Below are 14,731 nucleotides of genomic sequence, written 5' to 3'. Positions count from 1 at the left end.
CCTCCGGCCGGCAGCGGCTCCGCCGCGTCCCCCGCCGCGTCCCCCTCCCCTGCCGGTGCCTCCGCCAGCGCCCCCGAGTCGCCGGGGGCTGATGCGGTGCTGTCCGACGAGGAACTGATGGCCCTGGTGGACCGGGCGATCAACGGTGGCCAGCCGGGCGCCGGGAGGGTCTCAAGGAGCGCGGACCTCCGGACGCGCCTTCAGGGACGGCCTGCACCCGCGCAGCAGCCCGCCGTCGAGCCCGGTGAATGCGGCCTCTTCCGGCCGCACAGCGCGCCAACCAGCCGCGCAGACCTCGACATGAATTTCGCCGCCGGCGTCCTGACGCTCACCGGAACTTGGTCCCGCGAGGCCGTGGCCTTTGTGCTGGCCAGGAGCGCGCCCCGGGACACGGTGGTTGCCGCGGACTTCGCCTATACCGATAAGCAGGCCGCCACCTGCGCGAGCTTCCGGCAGGACTCCCCGGACTCGCCGCCGGCCACGGTCCGGCTACTAACTGTCCCCGAACTGGGGGAACGGGCCTACGCCCTGGTATCGAGCCCGGCGGCATCAGCGGACACTCCCCCGGCCGACGGCACCGTGTCCCTGCAGGTACTCATGGGAACGGTATCTCTCGGCCTCAGTCGGCAGGTGCAGGCCAATCCGTCCGACGAGGAACTCCAGTCCGCCTTGGCGCCGCTGCTCGGGCTCGCCCGGATGCTGGTCCGGGAACTGGCCGGGGGCGCCCCGGGGGCCGCGCCGCCGGCAACCAGCCCGACGTCGGAACCGCCGCCCTCGCACCCCACACCGGCCCCACCACCGTCCCGGCCGGCACCGGAGCTTCAGACCCCCGAGCAAGTGGCACGGCTGCTGCAGGGCATTACCGGGCCCAACGGAAGCCCGGCCCAGGTGCTGGAGGGCCGCTACACCCCCGCGGCATCGGCACCACCCGCGGATCCCGCCGCCCAACACTGCATCTACGACGACGCCGCCTACCTCGCCTCACTCGGGGGAGCCGCCACCGTGGTCGCCGAGATCCCCGGCACAGGCCAGGCACCGGACCAGATCAGCCTGCGGCTCATCGGCCTGCCCGATCCGTCGCCGGACGGGTCCGCCTTTGACCGGCGTGCCGCCGATCTGGCCGGCTGCACCACGGTCCAGGAGCACCTGCCTTCGGCCGGGTCCCGGACCTGGTCGCCGCTCAAACACCCCACCGTCGATACCAGTGGGCAGACAGGCTACGCCGTGGTGTACATGCTGCCCGACGGGACCGGCGTCCGGCACGTCCTGGTGGGCGCCCGCAAGGGCAGGCTCTGCGTCGAAACCGAAACCAAGACCCTCTCCGACGGTGCCGTCCAGCAGGCCGCGGACGGCCTGGCGGCCACCATCAACAAGGTAATGGCCAGGGTGGGCGGCTAGGTCCAGGCATGCTGCCGGCACCGTCCGGACGCCGCTTGCGTGATACCCCCCGGGGTATTATTGTTGAAGTCAGAAGCGGAAGGAATCCCTTCCCCGTCTACCTCAAGAAGGAGCACCCTGAATGCTTATCGAGCGCATCTACGACGAAGACCTCGCCCAGGCCAGCTATTTCATCGGCTGCCAGGCCAAGGGAGAGGCGCTGGTCGTTGATCCCCGGCGCGACATCGCCGTCTACGAGAACCTCGCCGCCGCCAATGGCATGAAGATCGTGGCCGTCACCGAGACGCACATCCACGCCGACTTCCTCTCCGGCACCCGCGAACTGGCCGCCGCCACCGGCGCCACCGCCTACGTCTCCGGCGAGGGCGGGACGGACTGGCAGTACGGCTTCGACGCCGAGCGCCTCCACGACAACGAAGAGATCACTCTCGGCAACATCACGGTCAAGGCGCTGCACACCCCCGGCCATACGCCCGAGCATCTGTCCTTCCTGATCACCGACGGAGCCTTCGCAAACGCCCCCGGCTACCTGCTCTCCGGCGACTTCGTGTTCTCCGGTGACCTGGGCCGCCCGGACCTGCTCGACGAGGCCGCCGGCGGCGTCGACACGCGCTTCGAGGGCGCGAAGCAGCTCTTCGCCAGCCTGCGGGACAAGTTCCTGACCCTGCCCGACCACGTCCAGGTCCACCCCGGCCACGGCGCCGGCAGCGCCTGCGGCAAGGCCCTCGGGGCCATCCCGTCCTCCACCGTCGGCTACGAACGGCTCTACGCCTGGTGGGGCCCCTACCTCGCCGCCAACGACGAGCAGGGCTTCATTGACGAACTCCTTGACGGCCAGCCCGACGCCCACGCCTACTTCGCCCGGATGAAGCGTGAAAACCGGGAAGGCCCGGCCGTGATGGGCGAGCGGACCCCGCTGGTCGAACTCGCCACCGCCGACGTCGCCGCCGGCCTGGCCGAGGACACCCTGACCTTCGTGGACACCCGCCCCAACGCCCAGGTCCACGAGGGCACCGTCAGCCGGTCGCTGAACATCCCGGCCGGCAAGTCCACCGCCAGCTTCGGCGCGTGGGTCGTGAACCCCGAAACCGACAAGAACCCGCTCGTCCTCCTGGCCCCCAGCCAGGCCGCCGCGCAGGAAATGTGGGACCACCTCGTCCGCGTCGGCATCGACAACGTCGCCGGCTACCTCACCAGCATTGAGGGCCTGCCGGTCAGCGTCCCGAAGCTGATCCAGCCAGAGGAGCTCGAAGGCTTCGACGCCGCCATGGTCCTGGACGTCCGCAACCGCACCGAGCACGCCGCCGGCCACATCCCGGGCTCGTACCAGCTCAGCGGCGGCCGCGTGATGTGGCACCTGGACGAACTCCCGGCCGAGGGCACCATCGTGTCCTACTGCCAGAGCGGCGTCCGGAACTCCGTCGCCGCTAGCGCCCTGCGCCGGGCAGGCTACGACGTCGTCGAACTCGACGGCAGCTACGCGGCGTGGGCCGCGTGGCAGCAGACGAAGGCAACCGTCACCGCCGGCTAGATCAAAGAACCAGAAAGGGCGGTAGCCCGGGGCAACCCGGGCTACCGCCCTTTTGCCATGCCCGGCCAGAAACCGCCGCGTCGCGGTGCCTCCGAGGGGATGCCGGGCCGGCAGGTAGCATTGCTGCCAATTGTCCCGTCACGAAAGGCGCCCGCCATGCATTACGTCGTTTTGCAGGTAATCCTCAAGGAGAAGCTGTGGGGAACCGGGTCTGGAAACCTGACGTCCCTGGAGAAGACCATCAACGACCAGGCCGCCAAGGGGTACCGGTTGCACACCATCACCACCGCCAGCAGCGGGAGCAAGGGGCTCGCCGGCGGTGACCGCATCCAGGCGACCCTGGTGTTCGAGAGTCTCGCCTAAGCGGCCCCGCCGCAAGGCGGCACGGAGGCGCCCGCCGCGATGCCCCCGACTGCACTCACAGTTCCATCAGTCACGGCCGGTCCCGCCTGGGTCGGTGGAAAGCAGGAAAAAGCGCCGGAAGCTGTGGCTTCCGGCGCTTTCTGGTGGTGCGGGGCGTGCTGCTAGGAGACGAGGGCCTGCACGCTCACGTAGGCTGCGACCAGCAGGACCAGGGCGCCGAATGCGCGCTTGAGCACCTTGTCCGGGATGTTGGTTCCGAGCCGGCCGGCGACCACGGAGGCCACCATGGCTGCCCCCGCGAAGGCCGCCGTGACGGCCCAGTCGATCTGCAGGTCACCAAGGTGGGCGGCGAACCCGGCGACCGAGTTGATCACGATGATGACCAGTGAGGTGCCGACCGTCACCGCCATGGGCAGGCCCAGGACCAGAGTCAGGGCCGGGACGATCAGGAATCCGCCGCCGACGCCCAGGAGCCCGGTCAGGAAGCCCACGACGGCGCCGGTGGCAATGGCCTTGGGCAGGCAGCTGCGCCAGTGGACACCGCCGCCGGGCAAGGCGCAGGACCCGCCGGAGACCTTGGACGGAAGCATCATCCGGATCCCAGCGAAGACCATAATCGCCGCAAACGCCAGCAGCAGCACCTTCGGGTCCAGCAGCCGGTTCACGTAGGCGCCGAGGTACGCGGTGGCGGTCCCGGCCGCGCCGATGATCAGGGCCAGCCGCCAGTTCACCCCGCCCCGCAGCCGCGGCAGGACCGCGACGGCGGAGGACGCGCCGACGACGACCAGCGACGTCGGGATCGCCGCGGCCAGCGGGAGCCCCACACCGTAGACGAGGGCAGGGACGGCGAGGATGGACCCGCCGCCTCCGACCAGGCCCAGCAGGCCGCCGACGATCAGCCCGAACGCCGCCGCGGGGAGGATCATGCCTTGGCGCCCAGGTTCTGCAGCGCCTGGTGCGCGGTGGGCTCGTTCGCGGAACGGTTCCACGGCATCTTGGAGAGCATCTGGCCCATGGCGCAGCTGTTCGTCGCCGCGGAGAACGTCAGGCCGGCGCCGATGCCGCCGGCCAGCAGACCAAGCTTCGGCGAGAGGAACTTGCTGCCCACGACGCCGGCCAGGACCAGGGAGCCCGCGGTCATGCGCACCTGGCGCTCCAGGGCCCAGGTGTTCTTACCCTTGACGACGTTGCCGCCGGCCGCGGCGTAGGCGGGGACCCCGCCGGCGAGCACGCTCGCGCTGCCAAGGCCCACGGCGTCCAGGTGCTTGCGGGCCTGCTCGGCCCGGTTCCCGGACTGGCAGACCAAGACCACGCGGGTGCCCATCTTGGCGGCGAACTCCTCGGTGTGCTCGCTCAGCAGGGGCAGCGGGACATGGTACGAGCCCTTGATGTGCATCGAATCAAACTCGGCACCGCTGCGTACGTCGATCACCATCAGGTCATCGTGATTGTCCTCCCAGGCCTTCAGGGTGGACGCGTCAATGGTCTGGGGTGCGGTGTCGGTCGTGGTGGTTTTGTTTGAGGAAGTCATAGTCTCTTTCGGTCTAGCTTGGGTGGTTCCGGCGGCAGCCCACGGTCGGGAGGCCGCCATCCACCGGCCCGGCAGCCCGGGGGCGAGCCGTGACAGGTGGAGGCCCGGGCGGCGCGCTGGGGGGAAAGCGCCGCCCGGGCAGTTCAGGGGGTCTTAGCCGGCGGGGAGGCCCGCGGCGGCCCAGTCGAGCATCCCGCCGGTCATGGTGTAGGCGGTGAAGCCGGCGGCGGTCAGCTGGTCGGCGGCCGCGGCGCTGCGGCGGCCACTGCGGCACACGGCGACGACGGGACGGGCCTTGTCCAGTTCGCCCAGCCGGGAACCAAGTTCGCCAAGCGGGATGTGGCGCGCGCCGGCAATCATGCCGTCGGCGACCTCAGCGGGCTCGCGGACATCCACAATCTGGGCGTCGCTGCCGTTCTTGAGCTGGTCCTTGAGCTGTTGGACGGTGAGATCCATGCGGGTGCACCTTTCGGTCGAGGGAGGAGAAGGCGGTGGAGAACTTGATCGCAATAGCTGTCCCTAATATACCCCAGGGGGTATTATGCGTTCAAGCCGCCGGGAGGCATACGCCCCGAGCGGGCCACGAAAGCGGCCCCGGCGTTTCCCCGGGTCACGGTCCCGACTCTTGCGCAAAATACCCCCGGGGGTATAAATTGGATCCATGGCAACCATCGACATTTCCGAAAAGACCTTCAACGACACGATCTCCGGCAACGACATTGTGCTGGTGGACTTCTGGGCAGCCTGGTGCGGTCCGTGCCGCATGTTTGCCCCGACGTTCAGCAAGGCCTCCGAGGCGCACTCCGACGTCGTGTTCGCCAAGGTGGACACGGAAGCCGAGCCGGCGCTCGCCGCGGCGGCACGCATCACCTCTATCCCCACCCTGATGGCGTTCCGCGAGGGTATCCTTGTCTTCTCCCAGCCGGGCGCCATGAATGCCACCGGCCTGGATGAGCTCATCACCGCCGTCAAGGGGCTCGACATGGACGATGTCCGGGCGAAAGTGTCCGCCTCGGCCGCGTCCTGAACGGCCACGCCTCACCACAAGCAGTTCAATAGAAGCCGCGGCCCCTGCCGCACCCGCAGTACCGACTCAAGGAGAAAACAATGTGCAGTCCCGTCCGTTGCAACAGCTGTGGAAAGATCACCTGGGCCGGGTGCGGCGAGCACGTGGACTCCGTGATGGCCGACGTGCCCACGGAGCAGCGCTGCACCTGCAAGTGATTTTCCCGCGCTGAGGGATCCTGTGCTGGGCTAGCATGCTCAGACGGCGTCGTTGCGTTCCGAACCCGGCGGCGCCCACCTGAGCCCCTGCCCGAGGAGAACCGAAGCCATGTCAGACACCGCCGCGAACCGCGCCGCCGAAAGCCACGACTCCCCCGGTGTCATCCGGTGGGGAATCCTGGGCACCGGACTCATTGCCGGGCTGCAGACCTCCGATCTGGTGCAGCATGGCTTTGCGGTCCAGGCGGTGGGCTCCCGCAACCTGGCGACGGCCCGCGAGTTCGCCGCCAGGTTCGGCCTGCCCGCGGCCCACGGCAGCTACGAATCGCTGGTCGCAGACACCGACGTCGACGTTGTCTATATCTCCTCGCCGCACCCCTTCCACTACGAGAACGCGCTGCTGGCCCTGAACGCCGGCAAGCACGTGCTGGTGGAAAAGCCGTTCGCCATGAACGCCTGGCAGGCACAAGAGGTCGTGGACCTCGCCGCGTCCAAGGGCCTGGTCGCCCTCGAGGCCATGTGGACGCGGTACCTGCCGCACATGGTCCGGATCCGTGAACTCGTCGGCTCAGGCGCCCTCGGCGAGGTCCGGACCCTGATTGCGGACCACAACCAGAACCTCCCCAAGGACCCGGGACACAGGCTCAACGACCCCGCGCTCGGCGGCGGGGCCCTCCTGGACCTGGGCATCTACCCCGCGTCCTTCGCCTTCGACCTCTTCGGGGCGCCGGCCAAGATTCAGGCCGCTGCCAGCATGACGGCCACCGGCGTCGACCGCCAGACCGCCATGATTTTCGAATACGGGGACGGACAGCAGGCGGTGCTGCACTGCGCACTGGATACCGCGGGACCGAACCGGGCCGCCGTCATCGGCACCGGAGGCAGCATCGAGATCGATCCGGTCTGGTACACCCCCACGGGCTTCACCCGGTACGACGACGGCGGCAACGTCGTCGAGCGCTTCGACGAACCGGTGACCGGCCGCGGCATGCAATACCAGGGGTGGGAGATCGAGCGGCTCATTGCCGCCGGCGCCACCGCCAACGACATCCTGCCGCCCAGCGAGAGTGTCCAGGTCATGGCGGCGCTGGACACGGTCCGAGGCCAGATCGGGCTCAGCTACAGTAGCGACGCGCGTCCCTGAGCCCAGCCGGGAGCCCGCCGCAAACGGCTCAGCAGTTGGGCGAGTCGAACTCGTAGGCTCCGGAATCGGCGGCGGCCGTTCCGTTGCAGTCCCCGTCCTGCGGCACCGCGAGGCCGGCCAGGTCAAAGCCGGACGGGCTCGCTCCGGCCCGGTCGATGGCCGGGCTGGTGCCGGTCAGCCGGAGATCGGTCGGGGCGTTAACGAAGCGGGCCGGGGCCGTGGTGGACGTGCTGTTCGGCACAACGTTGACCGGCCCGTTGAGGACATTTTGTCTCTCGGTCCAGCCGGTGCCGTTGATCCACAGGGAGTTCTTGACGCCCACCAGGATGTTGCCGCGGATCACCGTCGAGGCGGGGCAGCCTGCGTGGCAGACGATGCCCTGGGACCGCGCGCCGGTCAGGTAGACGGTGTTGAACTCAAAGACCGTGCCGGTGGTGGGCCCGAACGACGTCCCCGTGCCGCGGGCCACCAGGCCCTTGGACTCGCTGCAGTTGGCCCCGCAGGTTGACCTGACAAGGTTGTACCGGTAGATGTTGCCGTCCGTAGTGCCGGTGGACTTACCGAGCTCGGAGAAGTTGTTGTTGTCCACGGCCACGTTGTGATGGATGTTGTTCCGGTTGCCGTTGTAGACCTCCACCGCCGCGCCGTCGCGGTTGAAATCGTAGGAGAAGGCGTTGGATCCGGTGATGGTGTTGCCGGAGAACTCATTGTCATTGCCGTTGATCAGCACCCCCGAGGCGCCCGAATCGTCGCTGCAGTTCACGGCCTGGGCCGTTCCGCAATTGGTGCCCACCGTCAGCACGTTCATAACGTTGTTGTCCGTGAGCACATTGCCGGTGTACTTGCCGAAGTCGGAGCCGTATCCGGCCTTGATGCCCACGGCGTTGTTCGCGGCGCTGGAGTTCCGGACCGTGTTGCGGTCGCCGGTGATGCTGATGCCGGCATACCCACAGGCGACGCCGCGCAGTCCGTCCACCGTGGTGTAGTTGCCGTTGATCCTGATGCAGTTTCCGGACTTGCCGCCGGTGATGGTTGGGGCGTTGCCGCTGCCGTAGGCGTTCAGCGTGATGGGAGCCGTGGCGGTTCCGCTCTGGCCGGTCACCACGCCGCCGGTCCAGGTGTCGCCCTTGCGGAAACTGACGGTGTCCCCGGGGCCCAGCACGGTTGCATTGACCTTGGCCAGGGTCTTCCAGGGTGCGGTGCTGGATGTTCCGGCGTTGCTGTCGTTGCCCGCGGCACTGACGTAGTAGGTGACGCCGGCCGCCTGGGCCGGGACCGCTGCACCGGCCAGCAACCAGCCGGCCAGGATGAACGTGGCGAGGGCGGCCGCGGTGGGGGAACTGGTTTTCATGGTCATCCTTGCCGTTGGTCCGCTGCTGGAGGACCGGCCCCCTGCCGGTTCGTCCCCTGAATCTAGTGCAGGCCGGTGGAATTGGCTATGCCGACGGCAACCCTTCCTGCCGCGCCCGGTCGACGTCGGCCGCACTGGCCGCGTGGCCGGCGGCCAGAAGTCCTGCCACCACGCCGTCGACGTCCTTGGCCGAGCGGTTCTGGCTGAGTTTGGCTTTCGCCTCGATCCTGCTGATCAGCAGTTCGACGCCGACGATGGCGCGCAGTTGGCCTGCAATAAACCGCTCCGGGGCGTCGTCGACGGACCACGGCCGGTCTGAACTGGCCTCGTGGAGCTCGGTCAGCTGCCGGACATGCCGGCCGAGCCACGCCGGGTCCTCATGGACCACCAGTGTGCCGTACACGTGTGCCGTGGAGTAGTTCCAGGTCGGCACAACGCGGCCGTGCTCGGCCTTCGAGGCATACCAGGCCGGCGAGATGTAAGCGTCCGAACCCTGCAGGATGACCAGTGCCTCGCCGACCGGCGGCTTGGACCACTGCGGATTGTTCCTGGCCAGGTGCCCGTGCAGCGCGCCGTGTGCACCGGCGGAGGGGTCGAAGAACACAGGCAAGAAGCTGGCGAGCAGGCCCTCCGAGGTCATGGTGATCAGGTTGGCGGCTCCCGGGGCAGCGAGGAGGTCATCGACGGCGCCGGGGCTGGCGGCGAAATGCTTGGGGACGTACATGGGGCTCTCCTTGGATGTGAATTGGCTCGGTCCGGGCGTCTCTAGGATTGGGGCGGCCCCAGCGGCGGCTTCACCCGGGCACGGACGGCCAGGCCGGCGCAGGCGATCACGGCGGCGCCGCCGAGCAGGGTAGACGGCGTCAGCGCTTCGCCCAGGAGTAGCGCCGCCCACCCGATACTGAGCACGGGTTGAACCAGCTGGATCTGGCTGACCTGCGTCATGGGGCCGATGGCGAGTCCCCGGTACCAGGCGAAGAATCCGAGGAACATGCTGACGACGCCAAGGTAGGCGAAGGAGGCCCACTGCGCCGGGGTTCCTGACGGCGGCTGCTGGGCCACCGCGAGCGCGGCCAGGGCGACCATCAGCGGAGCCGCGAGGACGAGCGCCCAGGACACGGTCTGCCAGGCGCCAAGTTGACGGGCGAGCAGTCCGCCTTCGGCATAGCCCACCGCCGCGGCCGCGACGGCGCCGAGGAGCAGCAGGTCTGCCCAGTGCAGTTGCCCGAAACCTCCGGGCTGCGCGAAGGCGAAGCCGACAGCGGCGGCAGCGCCCGCCGCTGTGGCGAGCCAGAACGCCGCGGGCGGCCGCTCATGTCCGCGGAGGACGGCAGCGGTCGCCGTCGCGGCCGGGAGCAGGGCGATCACGACGGCGCCGTGGCTGGCAGGAGCGCTGGTAAGTGCGAAAGAAGTGAGCAGCGGGAAACCGACGACGATTCCGCCAGCAACCACCGCGAGCCTGGCCCACTGCCGGCCGAGGGGCAAACGCTGGCGGGTGAGGATGAGGGCCGCCGATGCCAGGGCAGCTGCGACGACCGCTCGGCCGGAGCCGATGAACAGCGGCGAGAGCCCTGCGACGGCGACCCTGGTGAGCGGAACCGTGAAGGAAAACGCCGCCACGCCCAGCAGGCCCCACCAGACTCCGGCCGCGGGGGCGGCCGCGCGGGCAGCAGGCGCGGCCGGTATCACTGGGCTTGCACTGACAGTAGCGCTACTCTTGTCTCTCATGGACAACGATAGCAGTTCGCGGATTGTGGCGCAGCTGAAGGAATGGATTGCACGGGCCGCCCCCGGGTCAAGGCTGCCCTCCACGCGCGCGCTCGTGGCCGAACACAGTGTCAGTCCCGTCACAGTGCAGAAAGCCCTGCAGGCACTCACCGCCCAGGGCCTGATCGAGAGCCGACCGGGCGTGGGGACGTTCGTCCGCGCGGTCAGGACGGCCCGCCCGTCCGACTACAGCTGGCAGACGGCGGCGCTGCGGTCACCGCAGGCGCCGCTGCGCTCGGCGTCGGCCGCGATGCGCAGCGCACCCAACGATGTGATCGCCCTGCACTCGGGCTACCCGGCCCGCGAACTCCTGCCGGAGCGGCTGGTCCGGGCGGCCCTGATCCGGGCGGCCCGTGGCGAGGCGGCGCTTTCCCGCGCACCCGCTGCGGGACTGCCCGAGCTGCAGTCGTGGTTCGCCCACGAACTTGGCACCTCGACGCCGGCGGGCGTCACCCCGCCCGGGGCGAGCGACGTCGTCGTGCTGCCGGGCAGCCAAAGCGGCCTTAGCTCGATCTTCAGGGCGCTGGTGGGCAGCGGGCAGCCGCTGCTGATGGAGTCCCCCAGCTATTGGGGTGCCATCCTTGCGGCCGCACAGGCCGGCGTCCGTGTGGTCCCGGTGCCGTCCGGGCCGGACGGCCCCGACCCGGACGGGTTGGCCAGGGCGTTCGAGGAGACCGGGGCGCGGCTGTTCTACGCCCAGGCCAACTACGCCAATCCCACCGGGGCACAGTGGAGCGTCCGGCGGGGCGATGAGGTCCTGGAGGTGGTGCGCCGGCACGGGGCGTTTCTCGTGGAGGACGACTGGGCCCGCGACTTCGGCATCAGCAGCGTCCCCTCCCCCGTGGCCGCACGCGACGATTCCGGCCATGTGGTGTACCTGCGGACGCTGACGAAGAGTGTGTCGCCGGCCATCCGGGTGGCCGCCGTCATTGCGCGCGGACCGGCCAGGGAACGCATCCTCGCCGACCGCGGAGCCGAGTCGATGTACGTCAGCGGCCTGCTCCAGGCCGCGGCCCTCGACGTCGTCACCCAGCCGGCCTGGCAGACGCACCTGCGCATCGTCCGGCACCAACTCCAGTCGCGCCGCGACCTGCTGGTGACGAGCCTTCGCGAGCACGCCCCGCAGGCCCATCTCACCTTGGTCCCCAAGGGCGGGCTGAACCTCTGGGCGCGGCTGCCGGACGGGACCGATGTCGAACAGTTGAGCGCCGACTGCGAGCGGGACGGCCTGCTCATTGCCGCCGGCACGGAATGGTTCCCGGCCGAGCCGGCCGGCCCGTTCATCCGGCTCAACTACGCCGGGCCCAACCCCGGCGCGTTCCCGGAGGGCGCCCGCATCCTGGGCCGGGCCATTGAGCAGAACGTGCGGTAGGGCTGCGCAGCGCCGGGTCGCTGGTAGGGTCTGCGCATGGATGAAAATTTGGGGAAGTTCATCGACAATTTCGCGCAACTCGTGCAGCTTGCGCAGGCCGGGCAGCACCGTGCACCTGCCGGGCCTCAGCTGCTGACGACTCTCACCGAGCACTTGGGCGTGCCGGCCGGGTCGGTCGCCGTCGTGGTGGAAGACATCCCGCCGCACCGGTTTGTGGACGCGGACATCCAGATGGCCGAACTTGCGGGCGGGGATCCCCACTTCCGCCTGGTCGGGATCGGCGGCGGCGACCAGCGCCACCATCACTCCCTGAGCGACATGCTGCAGCAGGCCCAGGTCTTCCCGCAGTTCCCGCTGGCCCAGCCCGACTACGCCAACCTGGCGGTGGGTCCGGATGAGCAGCGCCAGGCGGTGGCGTTGGGGCTGTGGCTGTTCAGCCACGGCGGCCGGCCGCTCGCGGTGCTGCAGCGGGACGCCAATCCCCGGTACGGCCGGCAGACGGCCTGCCTGGAAGTCCTTGCCGGCGACACCGAGGCCGCTGCGGGCTTCCTCGCCGACTTCCGACGTCGCATGCAGCACCACAGCGTCCTCAAGGGGCAGGTCATTTCGCTCGTGATGGGTGAATACGGCCCCAGCGCGGCGGGCGTGACCTTCCACGCCAGGCCCAGCCTCGCCGCGGACGAAGTCATCCTGCCCGGCGGCCTGCTGCAGAAGGTCACCGACCACGCCCTGGGCATCGCCGAGCACCGTGAGTCGCTCAAGCAGTACGGGCAGCATCTCAAGCGCGGCATCCTGCTTTACGGCCGGCCGGGCACCGGGAAGACCCACACGGTGCGGTATCTGCTGAGCCGCAGCCACGGGGCCACCGCCATCCTGCTGTCCGGCGGCTCGCTGGCCCGGATCTCGGAGGCGGCCACCATGGCGAGGGCCCTGCAGCCCTCCATCGTTGTGCTTGAGGACTGCGACCTGATCGCCGAGGACCGCAGCTTCGGCCACGGGCCCCAGCCGCTGCTGTTCGAGGTGCTCGACGCCATGGACGGCCTGGCCGACGACGCCGATGTGGCCTTTGTCCTCACCACCAACCGCGTGGACATGCTGGAGCGTGCCCTGGCGCAGCGGCCCGGCCGGGTGGATCTGGCCGTGGAGATTCCTCTGCCCGCGCCGGCGGAGCGCGTAGCGTTGCTCAGGCTGTATGCCCGCGGGATCGCCTTCAGCCCTGCGGCACTTGAGGAGGCCGCGGCCCGGACCGACGGCACCACCGCCTCATTCGCCCGCGAGCTGATCCGCCGCGCCGTCGTGGCCGCCGCCCTTGCCGGCGCCCCGGTCGCGGATACCCACCTTCAGGCGGCCGTGGGCGAGCTGATGGCCGACGGCGAGGCGCTCACCCGCAGTTTGCTCGGCAGCGGAGGCGGCGCGGCGGGCGGACGTGGCGCGTATGGCGGGCCGGCGGCTAGCGGCTTCTCTGGGCCGCCGGGCGGCGGCCCGTTCGGCGGGCCGGCGGGCGGGGGTGGCGGCTTCGGCGGGCCGGCGGGCGGGGGTGGCGGCTTCGGCGGGCCGGCGGGCGGCGGACGCTCAGACGCCTACTGACTCGGCGAGGCGCTTGAGGTTGGCGAACTGGCGAGTCTGCATTACCCAGTGCGAGGGCTCCAGCACCACAATGCTCAGGAGCGGCTGCAGCCATTTTGGCCGGAACGACCAGTACCCGCTCACGATAAGCCGGGTGCGCTCGTCGGCCGCTTCTTTCAGCTCGAATCCCCAGAGCGAGTCGGTGAAATGCCGCGGCCGTGCCCCTGCCGGGTCGAACGGTTTCCCCCGCAGATCGAGGGACATACGAAGGCCAAGGAACCGTTCCGGCTCGAGCGACGCGACCTGCCACCACTGGCTGCCGTCCGGTGTGGCCGCCAGATGGTCGCCGACGGCGATGTCCTGCCACTCGGGGTGGATGGTTTCCGCGCTGCGCCGGCCGAAGTTGTCCAGCCGGTCCCAGCTGTACCAGCCGCCTCGGTCGGTGCCCATTTGCAGCAGCCAGGGCCACACTCGCGACGGTGGAACGTTGATGGTCACGGCCATCGTTGCGCTGCGCTTTCCGCCCGGGACGATCCCGGCGCCCGGGTAGGGTCCGAGGACCTCGCCGCCGGTCGCGCCCGCGCGTAAAAGTCGCGGGCGAACGAGTGCCAGATAGACGGCTGCGAACCCGGCGGCAACTCCTCCGGACAGCCGTCCATGGGTGCTGTTAGTCATTGCTCCTCCCCCGCAGGGCCAAGATGTTTCCTGAAGAAGGCGAGGATGCGGCGGCGCGCGTCCTCGGCGGAGGGCTCGTGGTAGCCCGCCGCCACCAGTTTCGCGAGCAGCTGGTCTCCGAACGTCAAGTCCGAGGGACCATGCTTGTTGAGAAAACCATGCCCGGCGCCCGGGTAGACCTTGATGTCGTGGTCTATCCCGGCGGCGGTCAGCAGCGGATCCAGGCGGGCCGGTGCCTGGCGCACTCCCGGCCAGCGGTCCTTGGCGCCATAGCTGGCGACGATCGGGCAGGCTCGGGGCAGGGCAAGCGCGGTCTCATCGTCGAACCCGCCGTAGTTCACGCTGGCAGCGGCGAAGTCGTGGTCCGGGGCCACCATGAGCGCGAAGCCGCCGCCCATGCAGAAGCCAATCACGCCGACCCTCCCGGTGCAGTCCTCGCGCGCGGCCAGCCACGTGCGGGTGCGGTCCAGGTCGCCGAGCGGACGCCAGCCGCGGATGAGTGCCCACAGGCATGTTGCGCGGCTGCCCCAGTGGAACAGGTCCGGCGCCACCGCGAGGTAGCCCTCGCCCGCTAGCCAGTCCGCCTGGCTGCGCGTATCGCGGCTGAGGCCCATCGCGTCATGGATGACGACGACGCCGGGCCACTGCCCCGCGCCGCGCGGAGTCGCCAGGTAGGACGGCATGTCTCCACGTTCGGTCCCGATGGTTACCTCGGCCATGCGTGCCTCCCGCTCGGATCGATCACACCTTGGTTACCGGTGTACCGCGTCCGGGCCGCCCCCGGGAAGGGCCGGTGGCCCCCCGCAAGA

At 69.8% G+C, this 14,731-nt stretch carries 15 protein-coding genes; 7 read left to right on the top strand and 8 right to left on the bottom strand.

What is annotated here, in order from left to right:
- Positions 1-96 precede the first annotated feature (96 nt).
- The 3 genes from E7Y32_RS12580 (at position 97) to E7Y32_RS12570 (ending at position 3,292) form a co-directional block, all read left to right on the top strand.
- Positions 97-1,398: a hypothetical protein gene (locus tag E7Y32_RS12580; protein WP_146337399.1), complete on the top strand. Its 1,302-nt coding sequence runs from the start codon at positions 97-99 to the stop codon at positions 1,396-1,398.
- A gap of 121 nt (positions 1,399-1,519) precedes the next feature.
- The gene (locus E7Y32_RS12575; RefSeq protein ID WP_146337398.1) at positions 1,520-2,929 is read left to right on the top strand and encodes a rhodanese-like domain-containing protein; all 1,410 of its coding nucleotides are present in this window, start codon (positions 1,520-1,522) and stop codon (positions 2,927-2,929) included.
- A gap of 156 nt (positions 2,930-3,085) precedes the next feature.
- A complete protein-coding gene (locus tag E7Y32_RS12570; RefSeq protein WP_146337397.1) occupies positions 3,086-3,292 on the top strand; it encodes a DUF4177 domain-containing protein in 207 nt (68 codons plus the stop codon).
- A gap of 161 nt (positions 3,293-3,453) precedes the next feature.
- On the opposite strand, the gene E7Y32_RS12565 is transcribed toward E7Y32_RS12570, so the two are convergent.
- From E7Y32_RS12565 to E7Y32_RS12555, 3 genes are all read right to left on the bottom strand, one after another.
- Positions 3,454-4,218: a sulfite exporter TauE/SafE family protein gene (locus E7Y32_RS12565; protein WP_146337396.1), complete on the bottom strand. Its 765-nt coding sequence runs from the start codon at positions 4,216-4,218 to the stop codon at positions 3,454-3,456.
- The gene (locus tag E7Y32_RS12560; RefSeq protein ID WP_146337395.1) at positions 4,215-4,823 is read right to left on the bottom strand and encodes a rhodanese-like domain-containing protein; all 609 of its coding nucleotides are present in this window, start codon (positions 4,821-4,823) and stop codon (positions 4,215-4,217) included. The genes E7Y32_RS12565 and E7Y32_RS12560 overlap by 4 nt, the downstream gene beginning before the upstream one ends.
- 153 nt (positions 4,824-4,976) lie before the next feature.
- Positions 4,977-5,279 (bottom strand): rhodanese-like domain-containing protein, encoded by a 303-nt coding sequence (locus E7Y32_RS12555; RefSeq protein ID WP_146337394.1) that lies wholly within the window; start codon positions 5,277-5,279, stop codon positions 4,977-4,979.
- Positions 5,280-5,484: 205 nt separating this feature from the next.
- Between E7Y32_RS12555 and trxA the strand changes: the two genes are divergently transcribed.
- Together trxA and E7Y32_RS12545 are read left to right on the top strand one after the other, a co-directional pair.
- Complete coding sequence (gene trxA / locus E7Y32_RS12550; RefSeq protein ID WP_146337393.1) at positions 5,485-5,850, top strand: thioredoxin; 366 nt, start codon at positions 5,485-5,487, stop codon at positions 5,848-5,850.
- 306 nt (positions 5,851-6,156) lie between these two features.
- Positions 6,157-7,191, top strand: a complete 1,035-nt coding sequence (locus tag E7Y32_RS12545; protein ID WP_146337392.1) for a Gfo/Idh/MocA family protein — start codon at positions 6,157-6,159, stop codon at positions 7,189-7,191.
- A 28-nt stretch (positions 7,192-7,219) separates the two neighbouring features.
- On the opposite strand, the gene E7Y32_RS12540 is transcribed toward E7Y32_RS12545, so the two are convergent.
- The 3 genes from E7Y32_RS12540 to E7Y32_RS12530 all read right to left on the bottom strand — a co-directional run bounded on the left by E7Y32_RS12540 (position 7,220) and on the right by E7Y32_RS12530 (position 10,270).
- Positions 7,220-8,542, bottom strand: a complete 1,323-nt coding sequence (locus E7Y32_RS12540; protein WP_186466987.1) for a hypothetical protein — start codon at positions 8,540-8,542, stop codon at positions 7,220-7,222.
- A gap of 85 nt (positions 8,543-8,627) precedes the next feature.
- A complete protein-coding gene (locus E7Y32_RS12535; protein WP_146337391.1) occupies positions 8,628-9,266 on the bottom strand; it encodes an FMN-binding negative transcriptional regulator in 639 nt (212 codons plus the stop codon).
- A gap of 41 nt (positions 9,267-9,307) precedes the next feature.
- Positions 9,308-10,270 carry a DMT family transporter gene (locus E7Y32_RS12530; protein WP_146337390.1) on the bottom strand — a complete coding sequence of 321 codons (963 nt, stop codon included), beginning with the start codon at positions 10,268-10,270 and terminating at the stop codon, positions 9,308-9,310.
- Here E7Y32_RS12530 and E7Y32_RS12525 point away from each other — a divergent pair.
- Together E7Y32_RS12525 and E7Y32_RS12520 are read left to right on the top strand one after the other, a co-directional pair.
- The gene (locus E7Y32_RS12525; RefSeq protein WP_146337389.1) at positions 10,269-11,681 is read left to right on the top strand and encodes a PLP-dependent aminotransferase family protein; all 1,413 of its coding nucleotides are present in this window, start codon (positions 10,269-10,271) and stop codon (positions 11,679-11,681) included. The two genes, E7Y32_RS12530 and E7Y32_RS12525, sit on opposite strands and share 2 nt — an antisense overlap.
- Before the next feature lie 36 nt (positions 11,682-11,717).
- Complete coding sequence (locus E7Y32_RS12520) at positions 11,718-13,268, top strand: ATP-binding protein (protein WP_146337388.1); 1,551 nt, start codon at positions 11,718-11,720, stop codon at positions 13,266-13,268.
- Here E7Y32_RS12520 and E7Y32_RS12515 read toward each other — a convergent pair.
- Entirely contained in the window at positions 13,254-13,922 is a 669-nt protein-coding gene (locus tag E7Y32_RS12515; RefSeq protein ID WP_261382432.1) for a hypothetical protein, read from the bottom strand. The genes E7Y32_RS12520 and E7Y32_RS12515 overlap by 15 nt on opposite strands.
- Positions 13,919-14,641, bottom strand: a complete 723-nt coding sequence (locus E7Y32_RS12510) for a dienelactone hydrolase family protein (RefSeq protein ID WP_186466986.1) — start codon at positions 14,639-14,641, stop codon at positions 13,919-13,921. Before E7Y32_RS12510 ends, E7Y32_RS12515 begins: the two co-directional genes overlap by 4 nt.
- Positions 14,642-14,731 lie beyond the last annotated feature (90 nt).

This window comes from Arthrobacter sp. UKPF54-2, assembly GCF_007858535.1.
Lineage (GTDB): Bacteria > Actinomycetota > Actinomycetes > Actinomycetales > Micrococcaceae > Arthrobacter.
The sequence above is the reverse complement of the archived record's forward strand: the minus strand, read 5'-3'. Positions and strand labels throughout refer to the sequence as shown.